The sequence below is a fragment of the Asanoa sp. WMMD1127 genome, assembly GCF_029626225.1.
Classification (GTDB): Bacteria; Actinomycetota; Actinomycetes; order Mycobacteriales; family Micromonosporaceae; genus Asanoa.
In genome coordinates this window covers 5,002,266-5,027,562 of sequence record NZ_JARUBP010000001.1, presented here as the reverse complement: position 1 = coordinate 5,027,562, position 25,297 = coordinate 5,002,266, and the positions used below count along the sequence as shown (strand labels likewise).

General features: G+C 71.0%; 28 protein-coding genes. 15 read left to right on the top strand and 13 right to left on the bottom strand.

Translation table 11 applies throughout. From position 1 onward, the window contains the following. Window positions 1–76: 76 nt before the first annotated feature. The 6 genes from O7635_RS24145 to O7635_RS24120 all read left to right on the top strand — a co-directional run bounded on the left by O7635_RS24145 (window position 77) and on the right by O7635_RS24120 (window position 4,948). The gene (locus tag O7635_RS24145; RefSeq protein ID WP_278082739.1) at window positions 77–448 is read left to right on the top strand and encodes a DUF1330 domain-containing protein; all 372 of its coding nucleotides are present in this window, start codon (window positions 77–79) and stop codon (window positions 446–448) included. 155 nt (window positions 449–603) lie between these two features. Continuing rightward, complete coding sequence (locus O7635_RS24140) at window positions 604–1,461, top strand: hypothetical protein (RefSeq protein WP_278082738.1); 858 nt, start codon at window positions 604–606, stop codon at window positions 1,459–1,461. Window positions 1,462–1,482: 21 nt separating this feature from the next. Beyond that, the gene (locus tag O7635_RS24135; RefSeq protein ID WP_347405343.1) at window positions 1,483–2,562 is read left to right on the top strand and encodes a serine hydrolase domain-containing protein; all 1,080 of its coding nucleotides are present in this window, start codon (window positions 1,483–1,485) and stop codon (window positions 2,560–2,562) included. An 80-nt stretch (window positions 2,563–2,642) separates the two neighbouring features. Then, the gene (locus O7635_RS24130; protein ID WP_278082737.1) at window positions 2,643–4,034 is read left to right on the top strand and encodes an RNA polymerase sigma factor; all 1,392 of its coding nucleotides are present in this window, start codon (window positions 2,643–2,645) and stop codon (window positions 4,032–4,034) included. 43 nt (window positions 4,035–4,077) lie between these two features. Then, a complete protein-coding gene (locus tag O7635_RS24125) occupies window positions 4,078–4,548 on the top strand; it encodes a PRC-barrel domain-containing protein (RefSeq protein ID WP_278082736.1) in 471 nt (156 codons plus the stop codon). Then, entirely contained in the window at window positions 4,532–4,948 is a 417-nt protein-coding gene (locus tag O7635_RS24120) for a hypothetical protein (RefSeq protein ID WP_278082735.1), read from the top strand. Before O7635_RS24125 ends, O7635_RS24120 begins: the two co-directional genes overlap by 17 nt. Before the next feature lie 3 nt (window positions 4,949–4,951). On the opposite strand, the gene O7635_RS24115 is transcribed toward O7635_RS24120, so the two are convergent. The 6 genes from O7635_RS24115 to O7635_RS24090 form a co-directional block, all read right to left on the bottom strand. After that, window positions 4,952–5,299 carry a hypothetical protein gene (locus tag O7635_RS24115; protein WP_278082734.1) on the bottom strand — a complete coding sequence of 116 codons (348 nt, stop codon included), beginning with the start codon at window positions 5,297–5,299 and terminating at the stop codon, window positions 4,952–4,954. A 54-nt stretch (window positions 5,300–5,353) separates the two neighbouring features. Next, window positions 5,354–6,157 (bottom strand): ABC transporter permease, encoded by an 804-nt coding sequence (locus tag O7635_RS24110; protein ID WP_278082733.1) that lies wholly within the window; start codon window positions 6,155–6,157, stop codon window positions 5,354–5,356. After that, complete coding sequence (locus O7635_RS24105) at window positions 6,150–7,058, bottom strand: ABC transporter ATP-binding protein (RefSeq protein WP_278082732.1); 909 nt, start codon at window positions 7,056–7,058, stop codon at window positions 6,150–6,152. The genes O7635_RS24110 and O7635_RS24105 overlap by 8 nt, the downstream gene beginning before the upstream one ends. Further along, window positions 7,055–8,353 carry an ArsB/NhaD family transporter gene (locus O7635_RS24100; RefSeq protein WP_278082731.1) on the bottom strand — a complete coding sequence of 433 codons (1,299 nt, stop codon included), beginning with the start codon at window positions 8,351–8,353 and terminating at the stop codon, window positions 7,055–7,057. The genes O7635_RS24105 and O7635_RS24100 overlap by 4 nt, the downstream gene beginning before the upstream one ends. Before the next feature lie 217 nt (window positions 8,354–8,570). Next, window positions 8,571–10,934, bottom strand: coding sequence for a glycosyl hydrolase family 65 protein (locus O7635_RS24095; RefSeq protein ID WP_278082730.1), 2,364 nt, complete (start codon window positions 10,932–10,934; stop codon window positions 8,571–8,573). A 36-nt stretch (window positions 10,935–10,970) separates the two neighbouring features. Next, window positions 10,971–12,239, bottom strand: a complete 1,269-nt coding sequence (locus O7635_RS24090; protein WP_278082729.1) for an EAL domain-containing protein — start codon at window positions 12,237–12,239, stop codon at window positions 10,971–10,973. A 149-nt stretch (window positions 12,240–12,388) separates the two neighbouring features. Here O7635_RS24090 and O7635_RS24085 point away from each other — a divergent pair, with 149 nt between their 5' ends. Beyond that, window positions 12,389–12,829: a response regulator gene (locus O7635_RS24085; protein ID WP_278082728.1), complete on the top strand. Its 441-nt coding sequence runs from the start codon at window positions 12,389–12,391 to the stop codon at window positions 12,827–12,829. Between the two features lie 26 nt (window positions 12,830–12,855). Here O7635_RS24085 and nhaA read toward each other — a convergent pair whose 3' ends face one another. Continuing rightward, on the bottom strand, window positions 12,856–14,166 hold the full coding sequence (gene nhaA, locus O7635_RS24080) for a Na+/H+ antiporter NhaA (RefSeq protein ID WP_278082727.1): 1,311 nt from the start codon (window positions 14,164–14,166) through the stop codon (window positions 12,856–12,858). A gap of 664 nt (window positions 14,167–14,830) precedes the next feature. On the opposite strand from nhaA, the gene O7635_RS24075 reads away from it, so the two are divergent. Then, window positions 14,831–15,100: a hypothetical protein gene (locus tag O7635_RS24075; RefSeq protein ID WP_278082726.1), complete on the top strand. Its 270-nt coding sequence runs from the start codon at window positions 14,831–14,833 to the stop codon at window positions 15,098–15,100. Window positions 15,101–15,134: 34 nt separating this feature from the next. Here O7635_RS24075 and O7635_RS24070 read toward each other — a convergent pair whose 3' ends face one another. After that, on the bottom strand, window positions 15,135–15,467 hold the full coding sequence (locus tag O7635_RS24070) for a hypothetical protein (protein WP_278082725.1): 333 nt from the start codon (window positions 15,465–15,467) through the stop codon (window positions 15,135–15,137). Window positions 15,468–15,597: 130 nt separating this feature from the next. Between O7635_RS24070 and O7635_RS24065 the strand changes: the two genes are divergently transcribed. Both O7635_RS24065 and O7635_RS24060 read left to right on the top strand, forming a co-directional pair. After that, a complete protein-coding gene (locus O7635_RS24065; protein WP_278082724.1) occupies window positions 15,598–15,876 on the top strand; it encodes an adhesin in 279 nt (92 codons plus the stop codon). 103 nt (window positions 15,877–15,979) lie between these two features. Beyond that, entirely contained in the window at window positions 15,980–16,249 is a 270-nt protein-coding gene (locus tag O7635_RS24060; protein WP_278082723.1) for a hypothetical protein, read from the top strand. Window positions 16,250–16,384: 135 nt separating this feature from the next. Here the strand turns inward: O7635_RS24060 and O7635_RS24055 are convergent, their stop codons facing one another. Genes O7635_RS24055 through O7635_RS24045 form a run of 3 tightly spaced genes read right to left on the bottom strand, consistent with a single transcriptional unit; the run spans window position 16,385 to window position 18,977 of the window. Next, complete coding sequence (locus O7635_RS24055; RefSeq protein WP_278082722.1) at window positions 16,385–16,942, bottom strand: GerMN domain-containing protein; 558 nt, start codon at window positions 16,940–16,942, stop codon at window positions 16,385–16,387. Next, window positions 16,939–18,267 carry a HAMP domain-containing sensor histidine kinase gene (locus O7635_RS24050; RefSeq protein WP_278085564.1) on the bottom strand — a complete coding sequence of 443 codons (1,329 nt, stop codon included), beginning with the start codon at window positions 18,265–18,267 and terminating at the stop codon, window positions 16,939–16,941. The genes O7635_RS24055 and O7635_RS24050 overlap by 4 nt, the downstream gene beginning before the upstream one ends. A 26-nt stretch (window positions 18,268–18,293) precedes the next feature. Then, window positions 18,294–18,977: a response regulator transcription factor gene (locus O7635_RS24045; protein ID WP_278082721.1), complete on the bottom strand. Its 684-nt coding sequence runs from the start codon at window positions 18,975–18,977 to the stop codon at window positions 18,294–18,296. A 147-nt stretch (window positions 18,978–19,124) separates the two neighbouring features. Between O7635_RS24045 and O7635_RS24040 the strand changes: the two genes are divergently transcribed. Genes O7635_RS24040 through O7635_RS24025 form a run of 4 tightly spaced genes read left to right on the top strand, consistent with a single transcriptional unit; the run spans window position 19,125 to window position 21,051 of the window. Beyond that, window positions 19,125–19,460 carry an STAS domain-containing protein gene (locus tag O7635_RS24040; RefSeq protein ID WP_278082720.1) on the top strand — a complete coding sequence of 112 codons (336 nt, stop codon included), beginning with the start codon at window positions 19,125–19,127 and terminating at the stop codon, window positions 19,458–19,460. Between the two features lies 1 nt (window position 19,461). Beyond that, window positions 19,462–20,127 (top strand): STAS domain-containing protein, encoded by a 666-nt coding sequence (locus O7635_RS24035; protein ID WP_278082719.1) that lies wholly within the window; start codon window positions 19,462–19,464, stop codon window positions 20,125–20,127. Between the two features lie 40 nt (window positions 20,128–20,167). Then, complete coding sequence (locus O7635_RS24030) at window positions 20,168–20,485, top strand: sodium-independent anion transporter (RefSeq protein WP_278082718.1); 318 nt, start codon at window positions 20,168–20,170, stop codon at window positions 20,483–20,485. A 50-nt stretch (window positions 20,486–20,535) separates the two neighbouring features. Beyond that, window positions 20,536–21,051 (top strand): hypothetical protein, encoded by a 516-nt coding sequence (locus O7635_RS24025; RefSeq protein WP_278082717.1) that lies wholly within the window; start codon window positions 20,536–20,538, stop codon window positions 21,049–21,051. Window positions 21,052–21,311: 260 nt separating this feature from the next. On the opposite strand, the gene O7635_RS24020 is transcribed toward O7635_RS24025, so the two are convergent. Further along, window positions 21,312–22,484 carry a YbfB/YjiJ family MFS transporter gene (locus O7635_RS24020; protein WP_278082716.1) on the bottom strand — a complete coding sequence of 391 codons (1,173 nt, stop codon included), beginning with the start codon at window positions 22,482–22,484 and terminating at the stop codon, window positions 21,312–21,314. Continuing rightward, window positions 22,481–23,326, bottom strand: a complete 846-nt coding sequence (locus tag O7635_RS24015) for an alpha/beta fold hydrolase (protein WP_278082715.1) — start codon at window positions 23,324–23,326, stop codon at window positions 22,481–22,483. The genes O7635_RS24020 and O7635_RS24015 overlap by 4 nt, the downstream gene beginning before the upstream one ends. Before the next feature lie 78 nt (window positions 23,327–23,404). On the opposite strand from O7635_RS24015, the gene O7635_RS24010 reads away from it, so the two are divergent. Beyond that, window positions 23,405–24,031, top strand: a complete 627-nt coding sequence (locus O7635_RS24010) for a TetR/AcrR family transcriptional regulator (RefSeq protein ID WP_278082714.1) — start codon at window positions 23,405–23,407, stop codon at window positions 24,029–24,031. The last annotated feature ends 1,266 nt before the right edge of the window (window positions 24,032–25,297 follow it).

Genomic DNA, 25,297 nt, shown 5'->3' with positions numbered 1-25,297 from the left:
CGGGCGTGGGCGCATTGTTGCATCGCCAGTGCATATACTGCGGCCTACTGCTCTTCCACGCGTCCGGAGGTTGGCAATGGCCGTCGATCCGACCGGTTCCGCCCTCAAAGAGTTTCTGGCCGACAGCCCCGACGAACCGGTGGTGATGCTCAACCTGCTGCGGTTCGCCGAGGGCGGACGCGCCCTCTACCGCCAGTACACGCAGGCCTTCCGCGACACGATCGCGCCACGGCACGGAGCGGAGGTCCTCTACGCCGGCAACGGCGCCTCGCCGCTCGTCGCCGAGGACGGACAGCAGTGGGACGCGGTGCTGCTCGTGCGTTACCCGTCCCGCCGGGCGTTCAGCGCCATGGTGGCCGACCCGGAATACCAGCGGATCACGCACCTGCGTACACGCGCCCTGAGCGAGGCCGTGCTCCAGCCGACCCGACCGTGGGGCGGCGGGTGATCCCACAAGCTGTCGGCTAGCGGACACGAAGAACTCGTTGGCGACCGGCGTTACCCCGGCTCATGTCGGTGTCCACACACCGACCGAACCGGGAGAACACCATGATCCACATCGGGTCCAGACGGGCCGTCCGCTTCGGCGTGGCCCTAGCGACCATGACCGCTCTGCTGGTCGGAGCGCCCGCCGCGAGCGGGCATCCGGGCCAGCCGTCCGCCGTCTTCGACCCTGACGAGACCGCATGGGCCGGCCTGCGGGACCGCACGATGGTCGAGTTCGACGCCGATCTGCAGAAATGGGGTGTCGAGGGCGGGTTTCTGCCCGTCGACCTCGAGGTCGACACGTTCACCGGAGAGCCGTCCTTCGGCGGCGCCTTCCAGCACAACGCCGACAAGCGCCGCTGGTTCGTCGACACGGTGATGACCGAACCCGAGTACGACACCGCCTTCGCCGAAGCCGAGCGGGACGGGCTGCGCCTCGTCGACCGGGAGCTCTACCCGTGGAAGGGCCAGTGGTACGTCGCCGCGGCCTGGGTGGAGAACAAGGAGGGACTCGGGTGGGCGGCCCGCTACGGGCTGACCGTCGGCGAGCTGCGCACCTTCGTCAAGGACCAGAAGCGCGCCGGTCGCATGCCGATCGACTTCGACATGTTCCGCACGAGCGCCGGTCTGCGCTACGGCGTCGTCGTGCTCGACAATCCCGAGCACCTCGCCTGGCACCTGCACGACGATCTCACCGATGCCCAGTTCGCGACCACGTTCGCGGCATACCAGGGCGAGTTCCGGATGCTGTCGTTCGACTCGGCGATCGGCGCCGCGGCCGGGGCCTCGGCGGGCACCCAGCTGTTCGGCGGCATCTGGGTGGAGAACCGCACCCACCGTGGTTGGATCGAACGGCGCGAGATGTCCGCGCACAGTTACGCGAACAACTGGCACCGCGACGCCGACGAGGGCTACCGGCAGATCTTCGTCGGCCGGTACGAGACGACCGCCGGCGTGCGTTACGCCGCCATCTAGCGCCAGAACAGCGATCGTCCAATATGGAAACACAAGCGGGCCGTCGACAACCACATCGCCCAGGAGATGGCCGAGGACGACGTGCCCGGCGTCGCCGTGGCCGTGCTGGAGGGCGGCGAGTTCACCTACACCCGCGGCTTCGGCCACGCCGACATCGCCGACGACGTCTGGCTCGACTCCGGTCACGTGCTGCGCTGGGCGTCGATCAGCAAGGCGGCCGGCGGCGCGCTGACGATGCGCCTGCACGAACAGGGCGCCCTCCAGCGGGACGATCCCGTTCGCGACCACGCCACCGGGCTGGCCGTCCAGCACTCCGCCACCTTCGAACAACTCGCCGCCAACCGGGGTTGCGTCCGGCACTACGCCAACAACGAGAGCTCGACGCTCGAAGACGTCGACGCTGTCCAGTGGGAGAAGGAGAAGACCACCGACAGTCAGCTCGCGCAGACCTGGTACCCGGACGCGGCCACCGCGGTCGAGGAGTTCGACGACGACCCGCTGCGCAGTTACGACAGCGGCACGGACACCGTCTCGACGACCTGCGTGCCAGGCGCCTCGTCGCTCTACAGCACCCACGGCTACACCGTGCTCGGCGCCGGGCTCGAGGCAGCGACCGGCCGGACCGTGGAGCAGCTCGTGCGCGAGGAGATCAGCGAGCCGCTCGGGTTGGACACGCTGCGCCAGGAGCAGATCACCGACACCAGCGTGCGGCGCGCGACGCTCTACACCGGCGCGGACAACGACGCGGCCGACCCGGACGAGACCACCTGGAAGACGCTCGGGGGCGGGGTGGAGAGCGACATCCGTGACCTCGCGCGCTTCGGCCGGGCGGTGGTCCAGGGTCAGGTGTACGCCGACACCGAGTACGTGTGGAACGGCGGCGCCAACGGCTGGAGCTACGCGTACGGCTGGGGAACGTATACACAGGACGGTCATCGGGCGGCCGCCAAGAACGGCGGTCAGCTGGGCTCGGACACCCACCTGATCGTCTACCCCGACGACGACGTGGTCGTCGCGGTGATGATCAACCGGGCGGAGCTGACCGACCCGGCGGACCATGCGACCGATATCGCCGAGTACATCGGCGAGCTGATCCTCTGACCGGCACGCCGGCGGTCCTGCCTGTCGGAAAGCAGGCAGGGCCGCCGCCCCGCGAGAAGCGAGCACCTACCGTGCCAGGGATGGACGACCGGGCCGTGGTGGCGGCGATGGTGGCGGGTGATCCGCGCGGGCTCGAACACGCATACCACCGCTACGCGCCCCGGCTGCACGCCTACTGCCGTTCGCTGCTCCGCGATGCCGACCTGGCCGCCGACGTCGTCCAGGACACCTTCCTGATCGCCGGCCAGCGGGCGGCCCAACTCCGCGCGCCCGAGCGGCTACTCGCCTGGCTGTACGCCATCGCCCGGCACGAGTGCCTGCGCCAGGCGCGGGCCCGTCGCCGCGAGGCGGCCGCCGAGTTCGACGAGCCATCGACCGACCCCGACCTCGCCAGGGACGTCCAGACGGCGCACGTCCGTCAGCTGGTGCACGCCGCCATCGACGGCCTGGCAGCCCGGGACCGCGAGATCCTGCACCTGGCGCTGCGGCACGAGCTGCGGCCGGACGACCTCGGCGCCGTCCTCGGCCTGCCAGCCAACCACGTCCACGCCCGACTCTCCCGAGCCCGGGCCGCCCTCGAGCGGTCGCTCGGCGTCCTGCTCGTCGCGCGGTCGGCGACCTGCCCACCGCTGCGCGCGCTGCTGGTCGGCTGGAACGGTCGACTCGACCCGCTGCTGCGCAAGCGGCTGTCGCGCCACATCGACGACTGCGACCGATGCCGCGCCACCCGAGGCGCTCTGCTGAGCCCGTCGGCGCTGATCGGCGCGTACACCGCGGGTCCGTTCGCCGTGGTGGTCACCGTGCGCGACCGACCGGCGCCCGACGCACCCGAGTTGGACCGGGCAACCGGCTTCCCGGTGCGCCGGCGGCACCGTCGTGGGGGCATGACCGTCGCGGCGGCCGCCGCCGTCGTCATCGCGCTGGCGCTGCTGCTCTCGAGACCCGCTCCGCCGCCGGTGGAGAGCGCCGTGGCCGATTCGCGGACCCCTCCGGTCGCCGCCCGCTCCCCCGCGCCCACGCCCTCGACCACCGAGAGCCCGGCAACGGCCGCCGACGAGGCCGAGCCGCGATTGCTCCCCCCACCTGCGACCGGACCGCCACCCAGGCCTGCCAGCCCGGCGGCAAGCCTGGACTCCCCCGGACCGTCGGTGCCCTTCGCCGTCGCGGCCACGGCCCGCGTCGCGTGCTCCGCCGGCGCCCGTTCCTATCGGCTGACCGTCTTCGTCGACGCCACCCGACAGCTGGCCTCGGCCACCCTGGTGCTGCGCGGTCCCGCCACCACGCCGACCCGCACGGCCCTGGTCCACGCCGGGACGACCGCGCGGGGCGAACGCCCGGCCCTGCGGTACACCACGGAATGGTGGGTGGCCGTCCGGGCCGCCGACGGCGCCGCCGCCCGAACGGCCCAGCACACGGTCACCGACCCGTGCCCCTCGCCGACCAGCGGTGTAAGGCGCGGCCGATCCGGGTAGCCGGTCGAGAAGAGCCCACCCGACAACGAAGGAGGGCAGAGGCATGACGGACCGGACCGGGACACTCGTCCGGCTCAGCGACAGCGGGCAGACGGTCGCCGACCCTGCGGAGGACGTACGCGGCCGCACCGTTCGCGACCACGCCGGTGAAGAGGTCGGGAAGGTCGAGGATCTCCTGATCGACGCAGATGCGCGGGAGGTGCGCTTCCTCCGCGTCGAACACGGCGGGATCCTGGGATTCGGCGCGACGCCATCGTTCGTGCCGGTCGACGCGGTGGCGCGGGTCACCGACGACGAGGTGCACCTGTCGCGGGCGGGCAAGGACGTCGCGGAGGCGCCGGCGTACGACCCCGATCTCGTCGACCAACGACCCTACTTCGAGAGCCTCTACGGCTACTACGGATACATGCCCTACTGGAGCCCCGGCTACCTGTACCCGGGCTTCCCCACCCCCGTCGCGTTCGAGCCGCCGCCAGTCTCTCGCGAGGACAGGCCAGATGACCAGCGACGCTAGCCCCACGAACCGGGCCGGGATACCGGAGCGGCCGCGCCGGCGACTCAGCCGCGTGGGCTACCCGACCGTGGCGGCCGCCGTGATCGCCTTGGTCGCCTGCTGGGTGATGGTCTCACCGTTCGTACTCGGCGAGCGGGCCGCCGGACGCTGGATCACCTTCGTGACCGGCCTTGTTGTGCTCCTGCTGGCCGCCCTGCTCGGCGTCCTGACCAGACATCGGGTGGTGCTGGGCCGAGCTCTGATCATCGCCGGGGCGTGGCTCGTGGTCGCTTCGCTCGCGTTCCCGATGCGGGAGTCGCTGACCTGGGGCGGCGTCCTGGCCGGGGTCCTCATCGCCTCGCTCGCGCTGGCAGGCCAGACCCGGCCCCCGGCGGGAGCCGGACGCATCTCGCACAGGTGACGCTCACCGGCGTCGGGCGTCGGGCGGCGTGTGCCAATCGAGGGCGAGAGTTCGGGGCGAACGGATCCAGCGCTGTCCGCGGCCCAGGAACGCGGCGACGCCGATCGTGAAGAGGTAGGCGGCACCGGCGAGGACGACCACTGCGACCGCCCCGACGGCGACTACCGCCAACCACGGCCGCGTGTCGCGCAACAACGCCGAGAGAACGCCCACCGCGACGGCGACGATCACCACTCGTTCGGCGGTGCCCGGGACGGCGACGCGGACGGCGAGCGCGGTGAGGGCGACCGCGACGCAGCCGCCGAGCGTCGCCGGGATGATCGAGTAGGGGTGCTTCTCGTCAGTGGACATCGGACCGATCCAAAGAAGGGGTTTCTCTATACCACCGCATCCGTTCCCGTGCCGCTAGGGTCCGTGCCCTATCGATACGTCAGCCGGACTGGTCGGCGTGCCGCCAGACCGCCGCCGTGCCGCCCACGCTGGCCACCGCGACCAGCAGCACCAGGCCATAGCCGACCGCGCCGACGTGCGCCGCGCTTTCACCCGCCGCGCCACTGACGACGGAAGGCACGGCGTACGGAAACCAATGGCCGAAGCCCAGCGCCGCGGTGATCTCGCGGCGAACAGGACGCCGAACAACACCCCGACCGCCGCCAGGTATCCCCGGCCGAGGCTGGCGGCCAGCCCCAGAGTGGTGACCACGAGCGCGGTGAGGACGGCGGCGCCGAGCAGCCGGCCGAGCCCTGTCCCGGCGACCTGCGAGGACCAGCCGGGCAGCCGCAGGGCACCACCGAAGGCCAGGCCGAGCAGCGCGGCGTAGACCGCCAGGAGAGCGGACCAGGTTCCCGCGACGAGAAACTTCGCCAGGACGATGGAAGCCCGGGAGGTCGAGGTCGCCAGCAAATCGAGGACGGTGCGATCGCTGAACTCGCGTCCGAAGATCCAGATGACGGTGAGCCCGAAGATCAGGAATCCGCCGACGGCAACGGCTTGGGCAAGCAACCCGAGGTACGACGGCCAGTCGGCGCTGACGCCGGCCAGTTGCGCCTTCGCCCCGGCGAGCCCCAGCCGGTCGGCGCGACCGGGTGCGGCCTGCAGATAGGTGAACAGCCCGCACACCGCGACCGCCAGGCTGAACGCGGCGACGGTCAGCCAGGCCAGCCGCGAGCGACCAAGCTTCCACGCTTCCACGAGGACGGCGTTACGCATGCTCGCCGCCGATGGTGCGCAGGAACACCGTCTCGAGGTCATCCGCCCGCACCACCAGGCGGGTCGGTGGGTGCCCGGCGCTGGCCAACAGAGCCGACACGGCCTCGGGCGCCTCGACGGCCCGCGGGTCGCCGAGGCGGATCCCGTTCTCCCCCGTCCGCGGCTGATATCCGGCGGCCTGGAGGACGGTCGTCGCCGCCCCGTCGTCGCGGGTCGAGACGAACAGCTCGGGCCGCGTGGCCGCCGCCAGCGCGGCCGCGTCGAACTCACGCCGGAGCCGTCCAGTGTGGATGATCCCGATGCGCGACGCGACCCGCGCCACCTCGCCCAGGGCGTGGCTGGACAGCAGCACCGTGACGCCGAGGTCGCGGATCAGGGCACGGAACTCGACCACGCCCGCCGGGTCGAGGCCGTTGCCCGGCTCGTCCAGCACCAGCAGCTCCGGGCGGTGCAGCAAGGCCTTGGCCAGGGCCAGCCGCTGCAGGTTGCCGAGCGAGATCGTCCCTGCCCGGCGGCCGGCATAGGGCCCGAGGTTCAGGGTGGCGATGACGTCGTCCGCGGCTGCCCGGCGGTCGGGCAGGTGGTGCAGCCGCGCGTGGAGCTCCAGGTTCTGCCGCACCGTCAGCTCCGGGTAGGCGCTCGCGGGCCCGGCCAGGTAGCCGACCCGGGCCCAGACCCGCCGCGCGTCCGGGCGCACGGGCACGCCGAACACCGACACCGTGCCCGTCGTCGGACGGACCATGCCGAGCAGCATCCGGATGACGGTGGTCTTGCCGGCGCCGTTCAGGCCGAGCAGACCGTAGATGTCTCCACGGTTGATCCGCAGCGACAGGTCGTCGACGGCCACCACGTCGCCGTACCGCTTGCTGACCCGGGCGAGGGTCACCACCGCCTCGCTCATGCGAAGGCGAAGTAGCGCAGCCAGAGGTACGGCATGCAGAGCGCCACCGTGATGACGGTGACGACCAGGCCGTACTTGGTGAACTCCCAGAAGCTGATCCGCCGGCCGGCACGTTCGGCGATGCCGAGCACGACGACGTTGGCCGACGCGCCGATGGCGGTGGCGTTGCCGCCGAGGTCGGCGCCGAGGGCCAGGGACCACCACAGCACCTGCGGGTCCTGGCCGCCGTAGTCGGCCTGCACCAACTCGGCGACGACCGGGCTCATCGTCGCCACGTAGGGGATGTTGTCGACGATCGCCGACAGCGCCGCCGACCCCCACAACAGCACCATCGAGGCAAGCAGCAGGCGGCCCTCGACCGCGTCGGTGGCGGCCTGCGCGACGCGGTCGATCACGCCGGTGGAGACCAACGCCCCGACCATGACGAACAGGCCGGCGAAGAAGGCCAGTGTCGGCCACTCGACGTCCCGGGCGACCTCGCCGGCATCGAGCCGGGACGCGGCCAGCAACACCAGGCCGCCGACGATCGCGACCACGGAGGGTTCCAGGTGCAGCACCGTGTGCAGCACGAACGCGACCGTGACGAGGCCGAGCACGGTGAGGGAGACGACCAGCAGGCGCACGTCGGTGATGGCGTCGCGTTCCCGCAGCGCCATCACCGACGCCGCCCGTTGCGGGTCATAGCGGAACGCGTCGCGGAACAACCACCGGCACAGGCCCAGGAACGCGAGCAACAGCAACACGACGATGGGCGCGAGATGGACGATGAAGTCGTTGTAGGACAGGCCGGACCGGCTGGCGATGATGATGTTCGGCGGGTCGCCGACCAGCGTGGACGCTCCACCGATGTTCGACGCCAGCGCTTCGGCGATCAGGAACGGGGCGACCGGCACGCCGAGGCGATCGCACACGAGAAACGTCACCGGCGCGACCAGGAGCACGGTGGTCACGTTGTCGAGGAACGCCGACGCCACCGCCGTCACCAGGACCAGGATCACCATCAGCCGGTACGGGTGGCCACGCGCCCGTTTCGCGGCCCAGATCGCGACGAACTCGAACACTCCGGTCCGGCGCAGCACCGCGACGATCAGCATCATCCCGAGCAGCAGGAAGATGACGTTCCAGTCGATGCCGGCCTCTTCGGAGAAGAAGGCGTGCTCCGCGTCGGTCGCCCCGATCACCAACATCAGCGCCGCGCCGCCGAGCGCGGCGGCCACGCGATGGATCTTCTCGGTCGCGATGAACGCGTAGGCCACCGCGAAGATGGCGATGGCGAGCCATGCCGTGACGCTCACGCGTCGACCCGCATCGCGGGCGTCGACGACTCGACACAGGAGAAGGGTGCGTGACGAAGAGGTGCGCGCATGACCGGCCTCCGGACAGTGGGGGTCGCCTCGCCGACCAGACTTCCCGGCACACCTGCGGGCACCATACCCATCCCGCCGCCCGAGCGCGAGCCCAACGCTCCTCGCCCAGCGTCCACAGTGGAGCAGAGCGGGCTCGACGATCTGCTCAGTCCACCACCTCCGCGTGCGGCCGCGGCGCACGCCCTGGTGGCTGTCCGGGTGGCGGAAGAAGCGGCGTCAGCGGAGCCACGGCCCGCTCGACCGGCGCGCCCGGGCGGATCTCGACGACCTCGTCGTAGAGCCGCAGGGCCAGAGGGTCGCCCGGGCCGTCGCGGAGGCTGCACCGCACCGTGGTGTGGTCGACCTCGACCAGCAGGCGCGCGCCGCGCCGGCGCAGGCGGAACGCGAGCCGGTCGATGCCGGCCGGCAGCCTCGGGTCGAGGGCGAGCAGGTCGTCGTGCTCGCGCAGGCCGCCGAAGCCCTCGACGAGGGCCGACCAGGTGCCGGCCAGCGACGCCATGTGGAGACCGTCGCGGGTGTTGTGGTGCAGGTCCCGCAGGTCGACGAGGGCAGCCTCGTACGCGTAGTCGTGTGCGAGCTCGAGGTGGCCGACCTCGGCGCACATCACGGCCTGGGTGCAGGCGGACAGCGACGAGTCCCGGACAGTGATGCGCTCGTAGTAGTCGACGTTGCGGGCTTTCTGCTCGGCGGTGAACGCGTCCGGACACCAGTGCATGGCGAGCACCAGGTCGGCCTGCTTGACGACCTGGCTGCGATAGAGCACGAAGTACGGGGAGTGCAGCATCAGCGGGCGTTGGTCCCGCGAGGCCTCGAAGTCCCACGGCGCGTAGCGGGTGAATCCCGCGGACTGCGGGTGCACGCCGCGACCCTCGTCGTAGGGAAGGTGGACGGCCTCGGCGGCCCGCGCCCACGCCGCCCGTTCCTCCCCGGTCACCTCGAGCCGCGCGGCGACGTCTTCGTTGCGGGCGCAGGCGTCGACGGCCGCGCGCAGGTTCCGGGCGGCCATCAGGTTGGTGAAGACGTTGTCGTCGGCGATCGCGCTGTATTCGTCGGGCCCGGTCACCTTGTCGATGTGCCAGGCGCCTTCGCTGTCGTGATGGCCGAGCGACGCCCATAGCCGGGCCGTCTCGACGAGCAGCTCGGTGCCGCACTCGCGGTCCAGCGTCAGGTCGCCGGTGACGATCCGGTACCGCTCCAGGGCGTACGCGATGACCGCGTTGACGTGCATCGCCGCGGTGCCGGCCGGCCAGTAGCCGGAGCACTCCTCGCCGGCGATCGTGCGCCAGGGAAACGCCGCTCCGGCCAGCCGCAGCGTCGCCGCCCGGGCCTTGGCCTTGGCCAGGGTCGCGAACCGCCAACGCAGGGCGTTCGCCGCTGCCTCCGGCCGGGTGTAGGTCAACAGCGGCAGCGCGAAGCCCTCGGTGTCCCAGAAGGCGTGCCCGTCGTAGCCCGGGCCGGTCAGGCCCTTGCTCGGGATGGCGCGCCGCTCCCCCCGGGCGCCCGCCTGCAGGACGTGGAACAGCGCGAACCGCACCGCCTGCTGCAGCACGGGATCACCGTCGACCTCCACGTCGGCGGCGTCCCAGAACTCGTCGAGATAGGCCCGCTGCGCCGCGACCAGCCCGTCCCAGCCGGTGTGCCGGGCGCCGCTGAGCGCGGCGGCGGCCTGGTCGCGCAACGCCTGCGGAGACCGCCGGGCGCTCCAGCCGTATCCGAGGAACTTGACCACCCGCAGCCGCTCCCCCGGCTGGAGCACGCAGGTGAACGTGGTGCGGGCCCAGTCGGGTCGCACGTCGGTCTCCTCGTCGCACGCCGCGGGCGCCTCGACGATGTGGTCCATGCCGGCCACCATCAGCAGGCCGCTCCGGCGGGTGCGGTGCAGCAGGATCGCGCCGTGCTGCTCCTGGTCCTGGTCCACCGCGACCAAGGGCCGATCGAGAGCGGCGGCCGCCCGCGGATCCGCGGAACGCGCGGGCTCGTGCGCGTTGGCGACGAGACCAGACTGGACCCGGACCAGCACCTCGTCGTCGACGGCCTCGACCTCGTATTCGATAGCGGCGACCGCACGTTGCGTGAACGACACCAGCCGGGTCGACCGGACGCGCACCCGTTTGCCGGTCGGCGAGACCCAGTCCGCGGCGCGTCGCAGCAGTCCCGCGCGCAGGTCGAGGACCCGCTCGTGGGCGACCAACTCGCCGTAGCGCACGTCGAACGGCTCGTCGTCCACCACCAGGCGCAGGATCTTGCCGTCCGTGACGTCGACGACGGTCTGCCCCTGCTCGGGATAGCCGTAACCACCCTCGGCGTACGGCAGGGGACGTTCCTCGAAGAACGAGTTGAGGTAGGTGCCCGGCACGACGTGCGGCTCGCCCTCGTCGAGGTTGCCGCGCAGGCCGATGTGACCGTTGGACAGCGCGAACACCGACTCGGTCTGCGCCAGCAGCTCCGAGTGCAGCGCGGGTTCGCGCACGGACCAGGGCTCGACGGGAAAGACCGCGCGTCCGATCATCGACCCATGGTCTCCTAACCGGGCGGCGGCCGCAGGTCAGCTCGGCGCGGTGTCCGTCGACATGGCCGGCAGGCGACCGACGAGCGCGAGCATGGCTTCGATGACGCACTCCGCGTCGTAGCAGGTGCCGGCATCGAGCGAGTCGTCGCCGCGGTCGTGGGTGGGCCGCCGGCCGAACGCGCCGCTGCCATATCGGGTGCCGGCGAAAAGGACGGTCCGCTCCCGGGCGAGGACGTCGTCGTGGTCGAGGGTGACACCGCGGATGCGGCCACCCGGCGTCGGCGACACGCGAGTGCCGAACAGGAAGACGTCGATCCCCCGGTTGGTCAGGTAGCTGTAGCGCATGCGAGCCGCGTCGCCGAGGCCGTCGTCGCCGAGGTTGACGGCCAGGATCGCCGGGTTGGCCGTCTGTGCCGCCTGGTTCTCCACGTGCGCGGCCATCGACGCGTAAAGGTCCGTAGGGGTGGGCGCGACCTGTGCGGTCTCGGCCAGCACGTCGAACGGGGTGGTGTCAGAGACGCGCGGGTGGTAGCGCTCGACCCGGGCCAGCGGCTCGGGCGAGGGGTCGACCGCCGACGGGAGTGGTCCCGGCCGCCCGAACAGCCAGCCCTGCCCGAGGGTCGCGCCGAGCGAGCGGGCCACCGCGACGTGCTCGGGTCGTTCGATGCCCTCCGCCAGGATCTGCGCGCCGCGCCGCTGGGCCTCGTCGAGCACGGCGTTGACGACGCGGGAAACCTCCCACGCCTCGGATCGGCTCTGGATGATCGACCGGTCGAGCTTGATGATGTCGGGATTGATCAGCGGCATCGCGGCCAGGCTGGCCGGCTCGGTTCCGATGTCGTCCAGGGCGATACGGGCGGTCCGTCGCCTGGCGTCCAGCACCGCGTCGAGCAGGCGAGCCGGTTGCCCCATCACCGACCGCTCGGTGATCTCCAGCACCACGTCCCGCTCCTGCCGCAGCTGTTCGTACGCCTCGACGAGTTCCTCAGGCGCGTCGGTGGCCAAGGTGTCGGGGTTGAGGTTCACGAACAGCGCGAGTCCCGGGAATCCCGCCTCGCCGAAGCGTCGCAGCGCCTGGTCGGCGCAGAGCCAGTCCAGTTCCGCCGACCGGCCCGCCCGCGCGGCGGCCGCGAACAGCGCGGTCGCTTCGTGGAAGCGTCCTTCGGGACCGCGGGCCAGCGCCTCGAAACCGACGGGTCGTCGATCCGCGAGCGCGACGACCGGCTGGAAAACGGGTTCGACCAGCCGCCCCGCGAGGACGGCGTCGAATCCGACATCATCGGGGTAACGAGCCTCGTTCGCCACCGTCCACCCCCGGCTGGCGTCATGGAACCTGTAAGTGAGTGATTACCACTATTGCCCGGGACAAACGGTGTCGAACTCATGCCGTGGTACTCGACGATCGTTCGCGGCAGTAGCATTCATCCTGCAAATCATCAGCGGAAAGGCCACCCATGCAGGCGACCGGTCGTCGGGCACTCCACATCCTGGTCGTCGAGGACGACGACGCCGATGCGTTGATGATCGAGGAGGCGCTGCACATGGGCGATGCCGACGTCCACATCGACCGCGTCGGTGACGGTGAGGAGGCGCTTCGCTTTCTCCGACGACAGGATCAGCACCGGGACGCCAGCCGGCCGGACATCATCCTGCTCGATCTCAACATGCCGCGGATGGACGGCCGGCAGACGCTGATCGAGATCAGGACCGACGACGAGCTCACCTCCATTCCCGTCGTGGTGCTGACCACCTCGGGCGCGCCGGACGACGTGATCACCAGCTATCAGCGCCAGGCCAACGCCTATGTCACCAAGCCACTGGAACTCGACGATTTCGAGTCCGCGGTGCAGAAGATCAACGAGTTCTATCGCGACACCGCCGTCCTGCCTCAGTGACCGCCGGTGACGTTCGTCGTCCCGGCTCAGCCGTGGGCGCGCTGCTCGAACCCGACTTCGTAGACATCCGGCACGCCGTCGGCGTCCAGGTCGCGTTCCTCCTCCGCGCACAGCTGCCGGTAGTGACGGTTGCGGGTGCGCAGGACCATCGCCGCGAACACCGCGGCCAGGACCGAGCCGAGCAGGATGCCGAGCTTGGAGTGGTCGTCCCGGGCGGTTCCGGCGCCGAACGCCAGCTCGCCGATGAGCAGCGAGACGGTGAACCCGACGCCGCCGAGCAGGGCCAACCCTATGACGTCCCACCACGACAGCCCGTCGGCGAGCTGGGCCCGGGTGAACCGCTGCACCAGCCAGGTCGCACCGGTGATGCCGATCGTCTTGCCGACGACAAGGCCGAGGACGATTCCGATGGTGACGGGGTCGCGCAGGGCGCCGCTGACACCGCCGGCACCCGTCAGCGCCACTCCGGCGGCGAAGAAGGCGAACACGGGCACGGCGACACCGGCGGACAGCGGGCGCCAACGGTGTTCGAGATGCTCGGCGAGGCCCGGGCCGGGACCGGCCGAGCGACGGACCACCGGAACCGCGAAGGCCAGCAAAACGCCCGCGACCGTGGCGTGGATGCCCGACGCGTGCACGAGGATCCAGGTGGCGGCGGCCAGTGGCAGCAGCAGCCACCAGGACCGGATCCGCCTCTGCACGAGCAGGGTGAAGGCGCCCAATGGGATCAACGCAAGCAGGAGCGGCGCCCAGGCCAGGGAGCTGGTGAAGAAGATGGCGATGATGGTGATCGCGAGCAGGTCGTCGACCACGGCCAGGGTCAGCAGGAAGGTGCGCAACGCGGCGGGCAGGTGGGTGCTGAGTAGACCCAGCACGGCGAGGGCGAACGCGATGTCGGTCGCCGTGGGAATCGCCCAGCCGATCGGTGCGCCGGTCGAGCTGAGTCCGTTGACGAGGAGGTAGACGCCGGCCGGAACCGCGACGCCACCGACGGCGGCCGCCACCGGCAGGGTCGCCCGACGCGGGTCCCGCAGGTCGCCGGCGACGAACTCGCGTTTGAGCTCGAGGCCGGCGACGAAGAAGAAGATGGCGAGGAGCCCGTCGGCCGCCCACTCGGCGAGCGTCAGGTCCAGATGCCAGGCCGCGGGGCCGACCTCGATGGCTGACAGCGAGCGGTAGCCGTCCGCCCAGGGCGAGTTGGCCCACACCAGCGCCACGATCGCCGCGAGCAGCAGGAGAACACCGCCCGCGGTCTCGGTCCGGAGGATGTCGCCGATGCGACGGGTTTCGGCCCAGCTGCCACGGGCGAAAAGCCGGTCCTGAATCGTTTTGGGCATGAACGGGAGCCTTTCCGGTCGACGACAACATGCCGACCAGGCTTCCCGGCGCTCCTAACCATCGATTCTACGGCATGCCGAGGCGACCCTCGACCGCGTCGGTGGCGGCCTGCGCGCCGGCCACCTCGCCGGCGTCTCTTTGGCTGCTGGGCGCAACGTTCTGGTGCTCATCCAGTCGACCCAGAGCATTCTCGTCAGTCGCACACGCGCGCCGACGAGGAGTCCGGCCGGGCCGAGCTCGTCCGCTCGGCCCGGGTCGGGCGCCGCTGCGGGCCTCGGGCTGGCCAACCTGGCCGTCGCGGTGCTGTCCGCCGTGACCGCCGGCACGGCCCGCCGGCCGGCTCTGTCCTCTTCGGAGTATCGGTCGCCGTCCTCGGGCTATCGGCAGCCACCTTAGCGTCGCGGTCGCCGGCTGCTCGGCGTCCCCCCGGCTACCTGCCCGCCGTGCTGCTCGTCGTGGCGGTCGTGGTCCTCGGCATCGGCTGGCTTCCGTGTGCGGTCTCGACAGTCGGGTCCCTGCTGGCTCCAGCGCGGATCGCCGTTCGCCTACACGCCGCAGGCGCCGCTGGACGCGCTGACCTGCGCCGCTCGTCGGCTGCTGAGCACCAGCGGACGCGGCTTCCTCGCGATGTTGAGTGTGCCCGAGCGTGGGTAACCCGTCATCATGGCGACCAATAAACAGACCGACGCGGCCCGCACCAACGTACGCAAGGCGCAGGCCGGCGCGAAGGCCAAGAAGACAATCTCGAAGGTGCCGGCCAAGACGCGTTCCGCACTCGGCAAGCAGGGCGCGGCGGTGGCGCAGCGGAAGCGCACCGGTTCCAGCGAGCCGAAGACGCGGGCCGAGCTGTACGAGCTGGCCAAGAAGCGGGATCTACCCGGCCGCTCGAAGATGGGCCGCGACGAGCTGGCCAAGGCCCTGAAGCCGAAGTAGGGGCCGCAGCCCGGGAACCGAGTGCTGTGACAGCTCAGCCCGCATCACCGTGGTCGTGTTGCGGCGACGACGGATGGTAGGCGCCCCCGCCCGCCGAGCCGATCCGGTCGTTTCGCTCACGCTCGTCGCCGTCGGGGTCAGCGGCGTCGGGCGGATCCAACTCCTGGTCTGGACCGGTGTGGGGCGTCTTTTCGTCGCGCCATTTGGCGTGGTCGTCGGCCTCGCCCGAGCGCCGGTCCTCCGTCGGAGTGTTGGCCTGTGGCGTGTCGACGATGCTGGGCTCTCGGCGTTCTTCCATGTTCGTCTGGTGCCCGGCACTGTGGTTTCCAATCCCGCTCGCGCCGCCAGTTCGGACGCCGTCTGTCATCCGACTGCAGTATTTCCGAGCAGCGATCGCCATGATCAGCCGGGAGCATGGACGGCGACGACCTTCACGATCGAGGACGAAGTCGCCGCCTCGACGCGGCGGGTATCTGCAGGGATGGGGGACGCGCCTCGTGCTGAGCATCACTGAACGGGCCATCGCGGCGATCTGCCTGTTGCTGGCGCAGGACGACGTTCCCCAGGGCGCAGGCCTGCGGATTTCGACGAATCCACACCGGCGGCTCCGCCTCACTTTCGCACCTCGACCCGACGCGGGCGACGCGGTCGTCGACCGGGCGGGTGCGCGCGTTTTCCTCGATGCCGAAGCCGTGCTGAGTCTCCGCGACCGGACGCTGGACGCCGAGGCCGATCGGGTGGGCAGGGTGCGGTTCGCCGTCCGTCGTCCGGGCTGAGACAGCCGGGCGGGTTTCGCGGATGGCGCGGTCGGGCAGCCGTCCCGCGCTCCCGCACCGGGAGTTGGCCAGACCCAGACGAGGAGGCTCACGAATGCTGACGGTGACCGAGGACGCGGTGACCGCGATCTCCACTCTGACGACGGCAGAGGATCTGCCGGCCGGTTCCGGCGTGCGGATCTCCGCGGACGGCGACGCGCTGCGGGTTTCCGTGGCTCGCGGTCCGCACGAAGGCGACGCGGTCTTCAACGCATCAGGAGCGTTGGTCTTCCTGGACGGTGACGCGGTCCGACAGCTTGACGGCAAGCGGCTCGACGCCCAGATGGACGGCAACGGCGGCGTGCGTTTCGCCGTCGACGAGCCGGCCAGCTAGTCGCAGCGACCTGGGCGGCGGCCCGGGACGTTCCACGGGGCTGGGCGGCACCCGCGGCGCCCGGCTCCAAGATCGCCGCCGCCCGGGCGTGGGCCCCGTTCAAAAGCGGCCCGTCCGCGCGTCACGCCCCCGATCTCAGTCCATGATCGCGCGGTAGTCCTCGGTGGTCAGGGGACCCTCCGACAACGAGCCGTCTCCGCGCGGGACCCCGCGTCGCTGGCCGTCGCGAGTGAAGACCACCCCGCTCACGTCGGTGCGGCCGGCGAGGGTGCAGACGATCTGTCCGTAAGCGACCGCCTCGTCGCTGCGGCCCGCGCCCACGCCGTCGGCGGTGACCTCGACGGTGACGAGTGTGCTCCCGGCCGTCCGCGACACGGTGGGGCTGCCCGTCAAGGCGGTGGTCAGTGCCTGGTCGCGCTCCGCGTCGGTCGGACCGGCCAACAGATGCGTGAACTGCTCGGCGAGGGTCGGCACCGTCGTCGTCCGGCGGGTCACGGCGACCAGGCGGGCGTCGCGGACGAAGCACAGCCGCTCGACCGCGTCCGCGGCACCGGGCGGCGCCGGCGTGGCCGCCGCATAGGTCGGGAACGGACCGGGCGGCGCTTCGATCTGTCGCGGCGTCTTCTCGGCAGCCACACCGCACCCGCCCAGCAACGCGATCGCGGCGGCGAACACGGCCAGTCGGCGCCTCATCGCAGACACCCGGCCAGCTCGACGCGGAAGCGGGCGCCGCCACCGGGCCGGTCGAGGATGACCGCCTGTCCCTGATGCGCGGCCGCATGCTGGGCGACCAGCGCCAGCCCCAGCCCGGTGCCCTCGCTGTCACCGCGTGCCGTCGCCGCCCACCCGCGGACGAACCGCGCGAAAACCATCTCGCGGTCCTCGGCCCGTACGCCGGGTCCCTCGTCATCCACCTCCAGATAGCAGATGTCCCCCGCGGCGCCGAGACGGACCGCGACCGGCCCTCCCCCGTGTTGGACGGCGTTGTCGAGCAGATTGCCGAGCAGTTGCTGGAACCGGCTCCGGTCGACGTGCCACTGCTCCGCCGTGCCGTCGACGAGCGTCACCAGCTCATCCGGGAGCCGGCGCGAGCGACAGACGTTCCGCGCGAGCTCGGCGACGGCGACGTGCTCGCGCTGGGCGGGCTGATCGCTTCGGGCAAGATGCAACAGGTCGTTGACCAGCGCCTGGAAGCGCTGGATCTCGGCGGCGACCAGACTGGCCGCCGTGGCCGTGCGCGCGTCGAGACCGTCCCGCCGCCGGGTCAGCACGCTGGCCGAGGCGGCGAGCGTCTGCAACGGTGAGCGAAGTTCGTGGGCGACGTCGGCGGCGAACCGGCGGTCACGTTCGAGCCGGTGGGACAGCTCGCCGACCATGTCGTTGAAGGAGCTGGTCAGGCTGATCAGGTCCGGATCGGAGGCGGCGTCGAGGCGGGCTGACAGGTCACCTCGGGCGATGTCCCGGGCGGCCCGCGTCACTTGGGCGAGGGGGCGCAGGACCCGCCGCGTGGCGTACCAGCCGACCGCCGCCCCGGCCGCCGTCGTCGCGAGCGCCACGAGGAGCAGGACCACTCCGAGCGTACGGACGGTTCCCGCCAGTTCCGTCAATGAATCGACCTGGTAGAACGCCGTCCCTTCGGCCAACGGCACGCCGACGACCAACGCCGGGCCGTCCGCCGCCTGTATCCGCTGGACGGCCGGGCGGCCGCCCTCAACGACCTCGCGCAAGCCCGTGGGGATCGCGTCCGTCACCCCGCTGTCGGCGCCGCGGGCGTACCACCGCCCGTCCCGCCGCAGGACGGGCCGGCGCGCGCTGCCGGTATCGAGGGACCGCAGCACCGCCAGCAGGTCGGGCTGATCCCCGCTGATGCCGGAGTTGACGATCGTCGCGTTGAAGTAGGCGGCGCGGACCGCCGTCCGCTCACGTTCCTGGATCAGCGACGTGCGGATCAGCTCGTACGAGGCCAGCGCCAGGCACGCCGAGAGCAGCAACGCCCCGGCGGCGAAGCCCGCGGTGATCCGGGCCCGCAGGCCCCTCGGCCGTTTCACCGCTGCAGCTTGTAACCCAGACCGCGGACCGTCACGAGATGCCGTGGCGACCCCGAGTCTTCTTCGATCTTGTTCCGGAGCCGGCCGACATGGACGTCGACGACCCGTTCGTCACCCATGTCGTATCCCCATACCCGCTGGAGCAGCTGCGCCCGCGACAACACCCGGCCCGAGTGCTCCGCCAGCTCGCACAGCAGCCGGAACTCGGTGCGCGTCACCGCCACCTGCTGCCCACGCAGCCGCACCTCCCCCGCCTCCGGCCGCACCTCCAGATCCCCGAACACCAGCGCAGGGATCTCCTCGGCGGCAACCGGGCGGCGCGCCCGGCGCCGCAGCGCGCGCAGCCGGGCCGTCAACTCCTCGATCGCCACCGGCTTGACCACGTAGTCGTCGGCGCCCGCCTCGAGAGCGGCGACGATGTCGCTCTTGTCGTCCCGGGCGCTGACCACGACGATCGGCACGTCGTCGTCACCGTCGCGCAGCTGTTTGATGCATTCGAAGCCGTCGAGACCCGGCAGCATCAGGTCGACGATCACCACTTCGGCCGGCGCGCGGCGGTGCAGCAGCAGGCCCTCCTCCGCGGTGCCGACGCCCTGCGCCGTGTAGCCCTCGTCCTCGAGCGCGAGCACCAGCGACAGGCGGATCCGGTTGTCGTCTTCGATCACCAGTACGGCCGTCACCATCGCATCATGCCCACTGACCGGGGTGTTCCCCACCCGTGGGCGCCCGCAACGGTGATTGTCACCGAATCGACACAGGGCCGCGGGATCTCCGCCATACCGGCCCACCAGCCTTGCAGGCACGTTCGGCGCATGAGAGGAGGGCCGATGGAGACGACGACACGACCGGCGACCTGCACCGTGCCGCTGGTCCAGGTCAGCGTGACCGAGGACGTCGACCAGACCGCCGTTCCACGTCTCACGAAGGCCTTTCGGGACATCCTCGCGCTGCGACCCCAGCACGTCGTCGTGGACCTCGCGGCCTGCCAGGCCCTGGACGCCGCCGGCATCGACCTGCTGCTCGACGTGCACCGCACGCTCTGGCGCCAGAACGCCCGGTTGACGCTGCGATCGACCAGCCCCCGGCTACGCCGTCTGCTGACGATCGCCCGGGCGGCACAGGTGTTGGACATCAGCCCCGACGAGGACGACAGGACGAGGTGACATGACCGCCGTACCCAGCACCAACGGCACGACCGTCGACCTGATCTGTGATGACTGCGGCACCGTCACCACCGCGACGAGCGCGTACGCGCACGACGAGGACCTGGTCTGGACGGTGCTGATCGAGGTGGGCTGGACGGGCTCGCCGTTCGCCGCCGGCCGGCACAGCTGCCCCCGATGCGCGGCCCGGACCCAGCGCCCGCCGGCTGACGACCCCGGTGCCGACGAGCGGGTGGGCCCGCCGGCGAGTTTCACGGTTCGCCACGAGGCAGGCGTGGTCGTCGTCGCCGCTCAAGGCGACATCGAGATGCAGACGGCCGACGACCTGCGCACCCTGCTCGCGGCCGCGATCGGCACGGGCCGGCCGGTGCTGCTGGACCTCGAAGGGGTCAACCTCATCGACTCCGTCGGCCTGGGGGTCCTGGTCCGAGCTCGGCAGGCTGCCCGCGCGCAGGAGGTGCCCCTGTGCCTGGCCTGTCCATCCCGCTTCATGCTCGCGGTGCTCCACACGATGCGCCTTCGAAACGCCTTTCCGATCTTCCCCAGCCGCGCCAGCGCGCTCTCCGCGATGGCGTGGACCACAGCGAGTGATGCGGACGTTTTTGTCATGAGACCGCAGCACCTCCGACCGCCGATCGCCATGACCGGCGGGAAATCTGGACGGTGACAGCCCCCGAGGCGATTGCTTCCCGACGGACGGAGACGAGATGAGTTTGTTGGTGACGACCCACCGCGTGCCCGCGCCCGCGATGACCATCGCGATCACACCCCAAGGCGAGTTCCGGTCACCCGATGCGCAGCTTCTCCGCGACAGGATCATCGCAGTCCTGGCAGCCACCCACCCCGAACACATCGTGGTCGACCTGCACGCGGTGCCCGACATCGACGAGGCCGGCATCGACGCCCTGCGGGACGGGCAGAAGCTCGCCGCCGCCCAACACGCGCGGCTCATGCTCGCCGACCCGGAACCACGGGTGCGGGAAAAGCTCGAGCGCCGTGGCCGGGCGGCCGCACTGGACGAATAGCCCGCCCAAACGAGAGCACGGGCATGAGGTACGACGAGAGGAGCAAAGCCATGACCACGTCCATCGACCATCCCCACAGCGCGCCCACGCAGCCGCCCCAGCGCCTGGATCGCGCACCGGCCTTCCGTACCGTCGCGCGCTATCCGACCTTTGTCTCCGCGGAGCAGGCGACTGATCACCTCCACGGCCTGGGCGTCTCATCCGAAGACGTCACCATCGTCGGCCGCGGCCTGGTTCCCTCGCCCGCTGCCGACCGCCTTGTCGCATGGCGATCGACCGGGCGCGCCGCCGCCCTGGGAGCGGCGATCTTCGGCCTGCTCGGCGCGTTGCTCGGACTCATCGACGTCCTGCCGCCCGCAGCGGCGTACGTGACCCTTTCCGGGATTGCGCTGGGGGCCGGGCTCGGGGCCGCTGTCGGCTATCTGCGGCACCGCTTGCTCACCAGCCGCGACGGGCTCACCCGCGGAGGAGTTCGGGCCGACACGTACCAGGTTCAGGTGGACATCCGCCACGTCGACCCGAAACGTGCCGAGCACCGACTGGCCCGGTTCTGGCCCGAACAGTAAGGCACGCGACGGCCAGGCAATGCGGGCTGGGCGTTCGACCTCACCGGGCGGGCCCTCGCGTACTAGGTATGTTGCCACCCACCGCCGGGGTCTCCGCGCCGAGCATCACGACGCCTCCGGGACCCTCCGTCGCTGAGTACGACGTGAAGCTGGCCCGATATCGCGCCGCACTCGACGCCGGCGCCGACCCGGCTGTCGTAGCTGGCTGGATCGCCGAGACCCAGATCGAATTCGACAGGCGCCAAACGCCTTAGTGTCTGTCACGATCGCTGCCGCAGGATACTTTCGTGGTCGACGGGCGGCGAGCCCCGGACGCGGCTGCTTCCATCTGGAGCAGCCCGCACGGCCGCGGCGGCCAGCGCCGCGGCGGCACCGCACCATGCGGCGGTCCAGCCAAGCGTGGTGCCGGGGGTGGTGCGGTCGGCCAATGCTCCGGCGAGCCACGGGCCGGCCATCTGCCCCAGGGCGAAGATCACGGTGAAGGTCGACAATGTGCGGGTCATGCTCTCCGGCGGCGTGGATGTTCGGACGATCTCGGTGACCGCGGCCGGCACTGCCATGAAGGTCACGCCGTAGGCGATGGCCGAGATCATCACGATCGCGGGAGTCGGCCATAGCAGCAAGGGCGTGGTGGCGACGGCGATGACACCCAGCAGCACGGTGAGGGTCCGCCCGCCCGGCCAGTGCCGGATCGGTCGTTGCCACAGGCGCGGTGCGGCCATGACGGCGACCCCGAGCAGGATCCAGACGAGCATGGTCTGTGCCGTCGAGGCGTGCCGGTCCTGCAGGTACGCCGAGAGGAACGTGATGTAGGCGAGGTAGCCGGCGGCGTACAGCAGATAGACGGTCGCGACCGGCCACAGTCGACGAACGGGGGCGGTGGTGGGGGCCTCGCCGACCGAGCCGGCCGGGTGAGCGGCGGTCCAACTCGCTACGGTGGCCAGCCCTGCGGCGACCGCGAGTCCCAGCCAGGCGAGCGGCCAGCGTTGCGGGGCGTAGTCGACCAGTGGGGGGATGGCAATCCCGCTGATCAGGATCCCGGCGCCGGCGCCAGCGAAGTAGATCGCGGTCGGCGACAGCACCGCGCCGGCGATGAACACCAAGGCGCCGGCGATCCCGGCCAGTACCCGGGCGGCGAGCAGCGCGGTGTAGTGGCCGCCGGCAGCGGTAGCGGCGAGCGCGACCGTGCAAAGCACCATGCCGAGCCGGAACGTCGCCGCGACGCCTATCCGTCGTGCCAGCGTTGCCGTGGCGACCGCTCCGGCGAGATACCCCAGCCCGTTCGCCGCGGTCATCGCGCCGGCGCGGGCCAGATCCCAGTGGAGGTCCTCGGCCATCGCCGGGAGAACCAGCCCATAGGCGAAGCGTCCGAAACCGAGCGCCGAGGCCGTGCCGAGCGCGAGACACAGCGCCCTCCTCCCCGGCGCGGTCACGGCAATGGCGCCAAGTGCCGGTCGAGGAATTCCGCGACGGTACGGGCCAGCGCCACCCGGTGGTCGGATAGCGCATGGTCAGTCGGGAAGAGCCGGTGTTCCAGACAGTCCAGCGGGTATGCCCGGTAAGCCTCCACGAGCGGCAGGTGATGCGTCGCGGCGGGAGTGACCGGGTCGCGGGCGGTGCCAACCAGCAGCACCGGCCGGTCCGCCAGGCGCGGCGCGAGCTGGTCCAGCCGCCACGCTTCGTCCGCCGCCTCCATCTCCGCTACCAGCGCCTCGCCGCTGGTGCCCCGTAACGCCAGCAGCTCCTCGTCCCAGGCTTGCACCAAGGACTTCCGCATGCGCGGGTCGGCACGCAGGGCTGCGGCCACGGCGCCGAAATCAAAACCGGCTACCGAAACGACCGCCCGCACCCCCGGCGCGACGGCGGCGGTCATCAGCGCCGCGAAGCCGCCGAGGCTGTGGCCGACCACAGCCACCCGCCGCGGGTCGAGCCGGTGTGTGGCCCAGAGGCGGTCCTCGCCGACGGCGGCGACCACTCGCAGGGCATCGCCGAGCACGTTGCCCCACGACCAGACTCCGCCCGTGCCCCACGAGCCGCGGTAATGGAACACCAGCGCCGCATAGCCGGCCCGGCGCAACGCATGGGCGAGGTCGAAGTTGCGTTCGATGCCGGGAAAGCCATGAAGCAGGACCACCACCGGATGCGGACCGGGGCCGGCCGGAATGTGAAGGACACCGGGCAGCGTCTCGCCACCGCTCACGATCGTCACCGCCGGCGTGGACGCCGATGGGCTCGCCGTGGGGGACGGGTCCGTGTACAGAAAGTCGATGCTCATGACCGCCTCGTGGGAGATAGAACCGATCGGTTCGAAGCAACGTAGCAGGAGATCGAACCGATCGGTATGATCGTTGCCATGCCGATCCCCAAGGGCGCCGCGCTCGACCCGGGCCAGACCCGCGCGACGATCCTGCGCGCGGCAACCGACCTGCTCTACCAGCGTGGCCTGGACGGCATCGGGGTCGCCGAACTGTGCACCACGATGGGGGTGTCCAAGGAGACGCTCTACCGTCACTTCGGCTCCAAGGAAGGCCTCGTCTGCGAGGTGCTGCAGGCCCGCAGCGACCGCATTCTGCGATGGGTGCACGAGGCCGTGGCGGCAGCCGGCGATGACCCCACCGCCCAACTCGCGGCCGCCTTCGACGCCCTCACGCAGTGGCACGGCGAGCCGACCTTCCGAGGCTGCGCCATCCTCAATGCCGCCACTCAGCATCACGATGGCCCGGCCCGCGCGGTTGCCCGCCAGCACCTGGACCGCCAGCTCGACGTGCTGACCGACATCACCCGCCGTGCCGCGGTGGCCGACCCGGTCGCCACCGCCAAACAGCTGTTGGCACTGCGATCCGGCGCCACGGTTCTGGCCGACCATCACGGCGACCCGGACGCGGCCCGCCTCGCGAAGGCCGCGGCGCTCACGCTTCTCGCGGCGCAGCAGCGACACGCCGCCCCCGGCCAGCCGGGATCGGCCGGGCCAGCCGCGTGAAGCCGCCGTCGTTCGCCGGCCGCCCGTCCGGCGCCGTCACCGATACCGCTGCCGGCATCGCCGCCGCCGGCAGATGGCACGAGACGGCAGGTGGACCGTGGTGCGCATCGCGAGTGTGAACGCCTCGGGCGGCGCATTGTCCGACGAGCTGCTCGACGCTGCCCCGCAGCGAGGCGAGCCTCGTGTGTTTGCAGGAGATGACACGGACACCGGGCCCGACCGGGTGAACGCGCTTCGACGACGCTGAACGAACGCTGCCGCAACGTGCTGATCTTCTGGCTGACGTTCGCGCCGCGCTGCCGCGACATCAGCCGATCTTCATAACCAGCGACTCCCGCCCGGTATACGACGGTGCGGGCAGACGCCATCGGCAGGAATTCGGGTTGGCAACCTTCGTCGCTGAGCACCTGCCGGTCTGCGGTGTCGACTCCACCTTCGTAAACGGGCAGTTCGTCGACCATGACGAATGGGCGGTGGTGGATCGCCCCGGGGTCGCCCTAGGTGTGCGGACCGTCGACCGCACCGCCGGCCGGTCGGTCAGGGTCGTGCAGGCGGTTCGCCGGCTGATCAGCGCCGACACCGGCTCCCTGACCCGCCAGGGACGGCCCTGCACACCCATCACACCCTCGCCGCCCACTTCCGCCAGGCCGGCGTCGACCTCTCCCACCTGCACTGGCTTGCCCAGGCGCTCAAAATGCCCTCTACCTGGGAGAGCCGTCGCGCCAGAAGATCGACTGTGTACCCGTCAGGCGGCGGCAGCGACCGGGCCAGTGCAGTCTGAAGACCCCGGGCAACGCGCGCGTCGCCCGGGGCCGTCATGCGGATCGCTCGCTACCAACTGGATGCGGGCGCTGGACTTACCCCACTGGGACCAAAGTCCGATCTTGTGTCATCACCGGTTGCGGCGGCGATGATCGCGCCGACGATGAGGATCGCGGCTGCCAGTAAGACCACACCGCCGATGACCCACTTCGTTGTTGAGCGTGGCGCTCGCTCGGCGCTTGAGTCCACGGTGGCCTCCAGATTTGTCAATGTTCAGCTACTGCTGGTTAACCACGCGTCCCCGTGGCCCGTTCATGCACCACTTCGCTCACACAGTGGTGGTGGATGCCCAATATCCCAGAAGATTGGCGTGAAGGCGTCGCGATCAAACGCCTCGACAGCCGGTATGAGCCTGGCGGGCGAGGATGGGCGAAATGCCAGGCACAAAGCGCTCGCTGCGTTATCGCGTCATTCTCCGCGACCGAGGCGCGGAGCCGGCTTCTC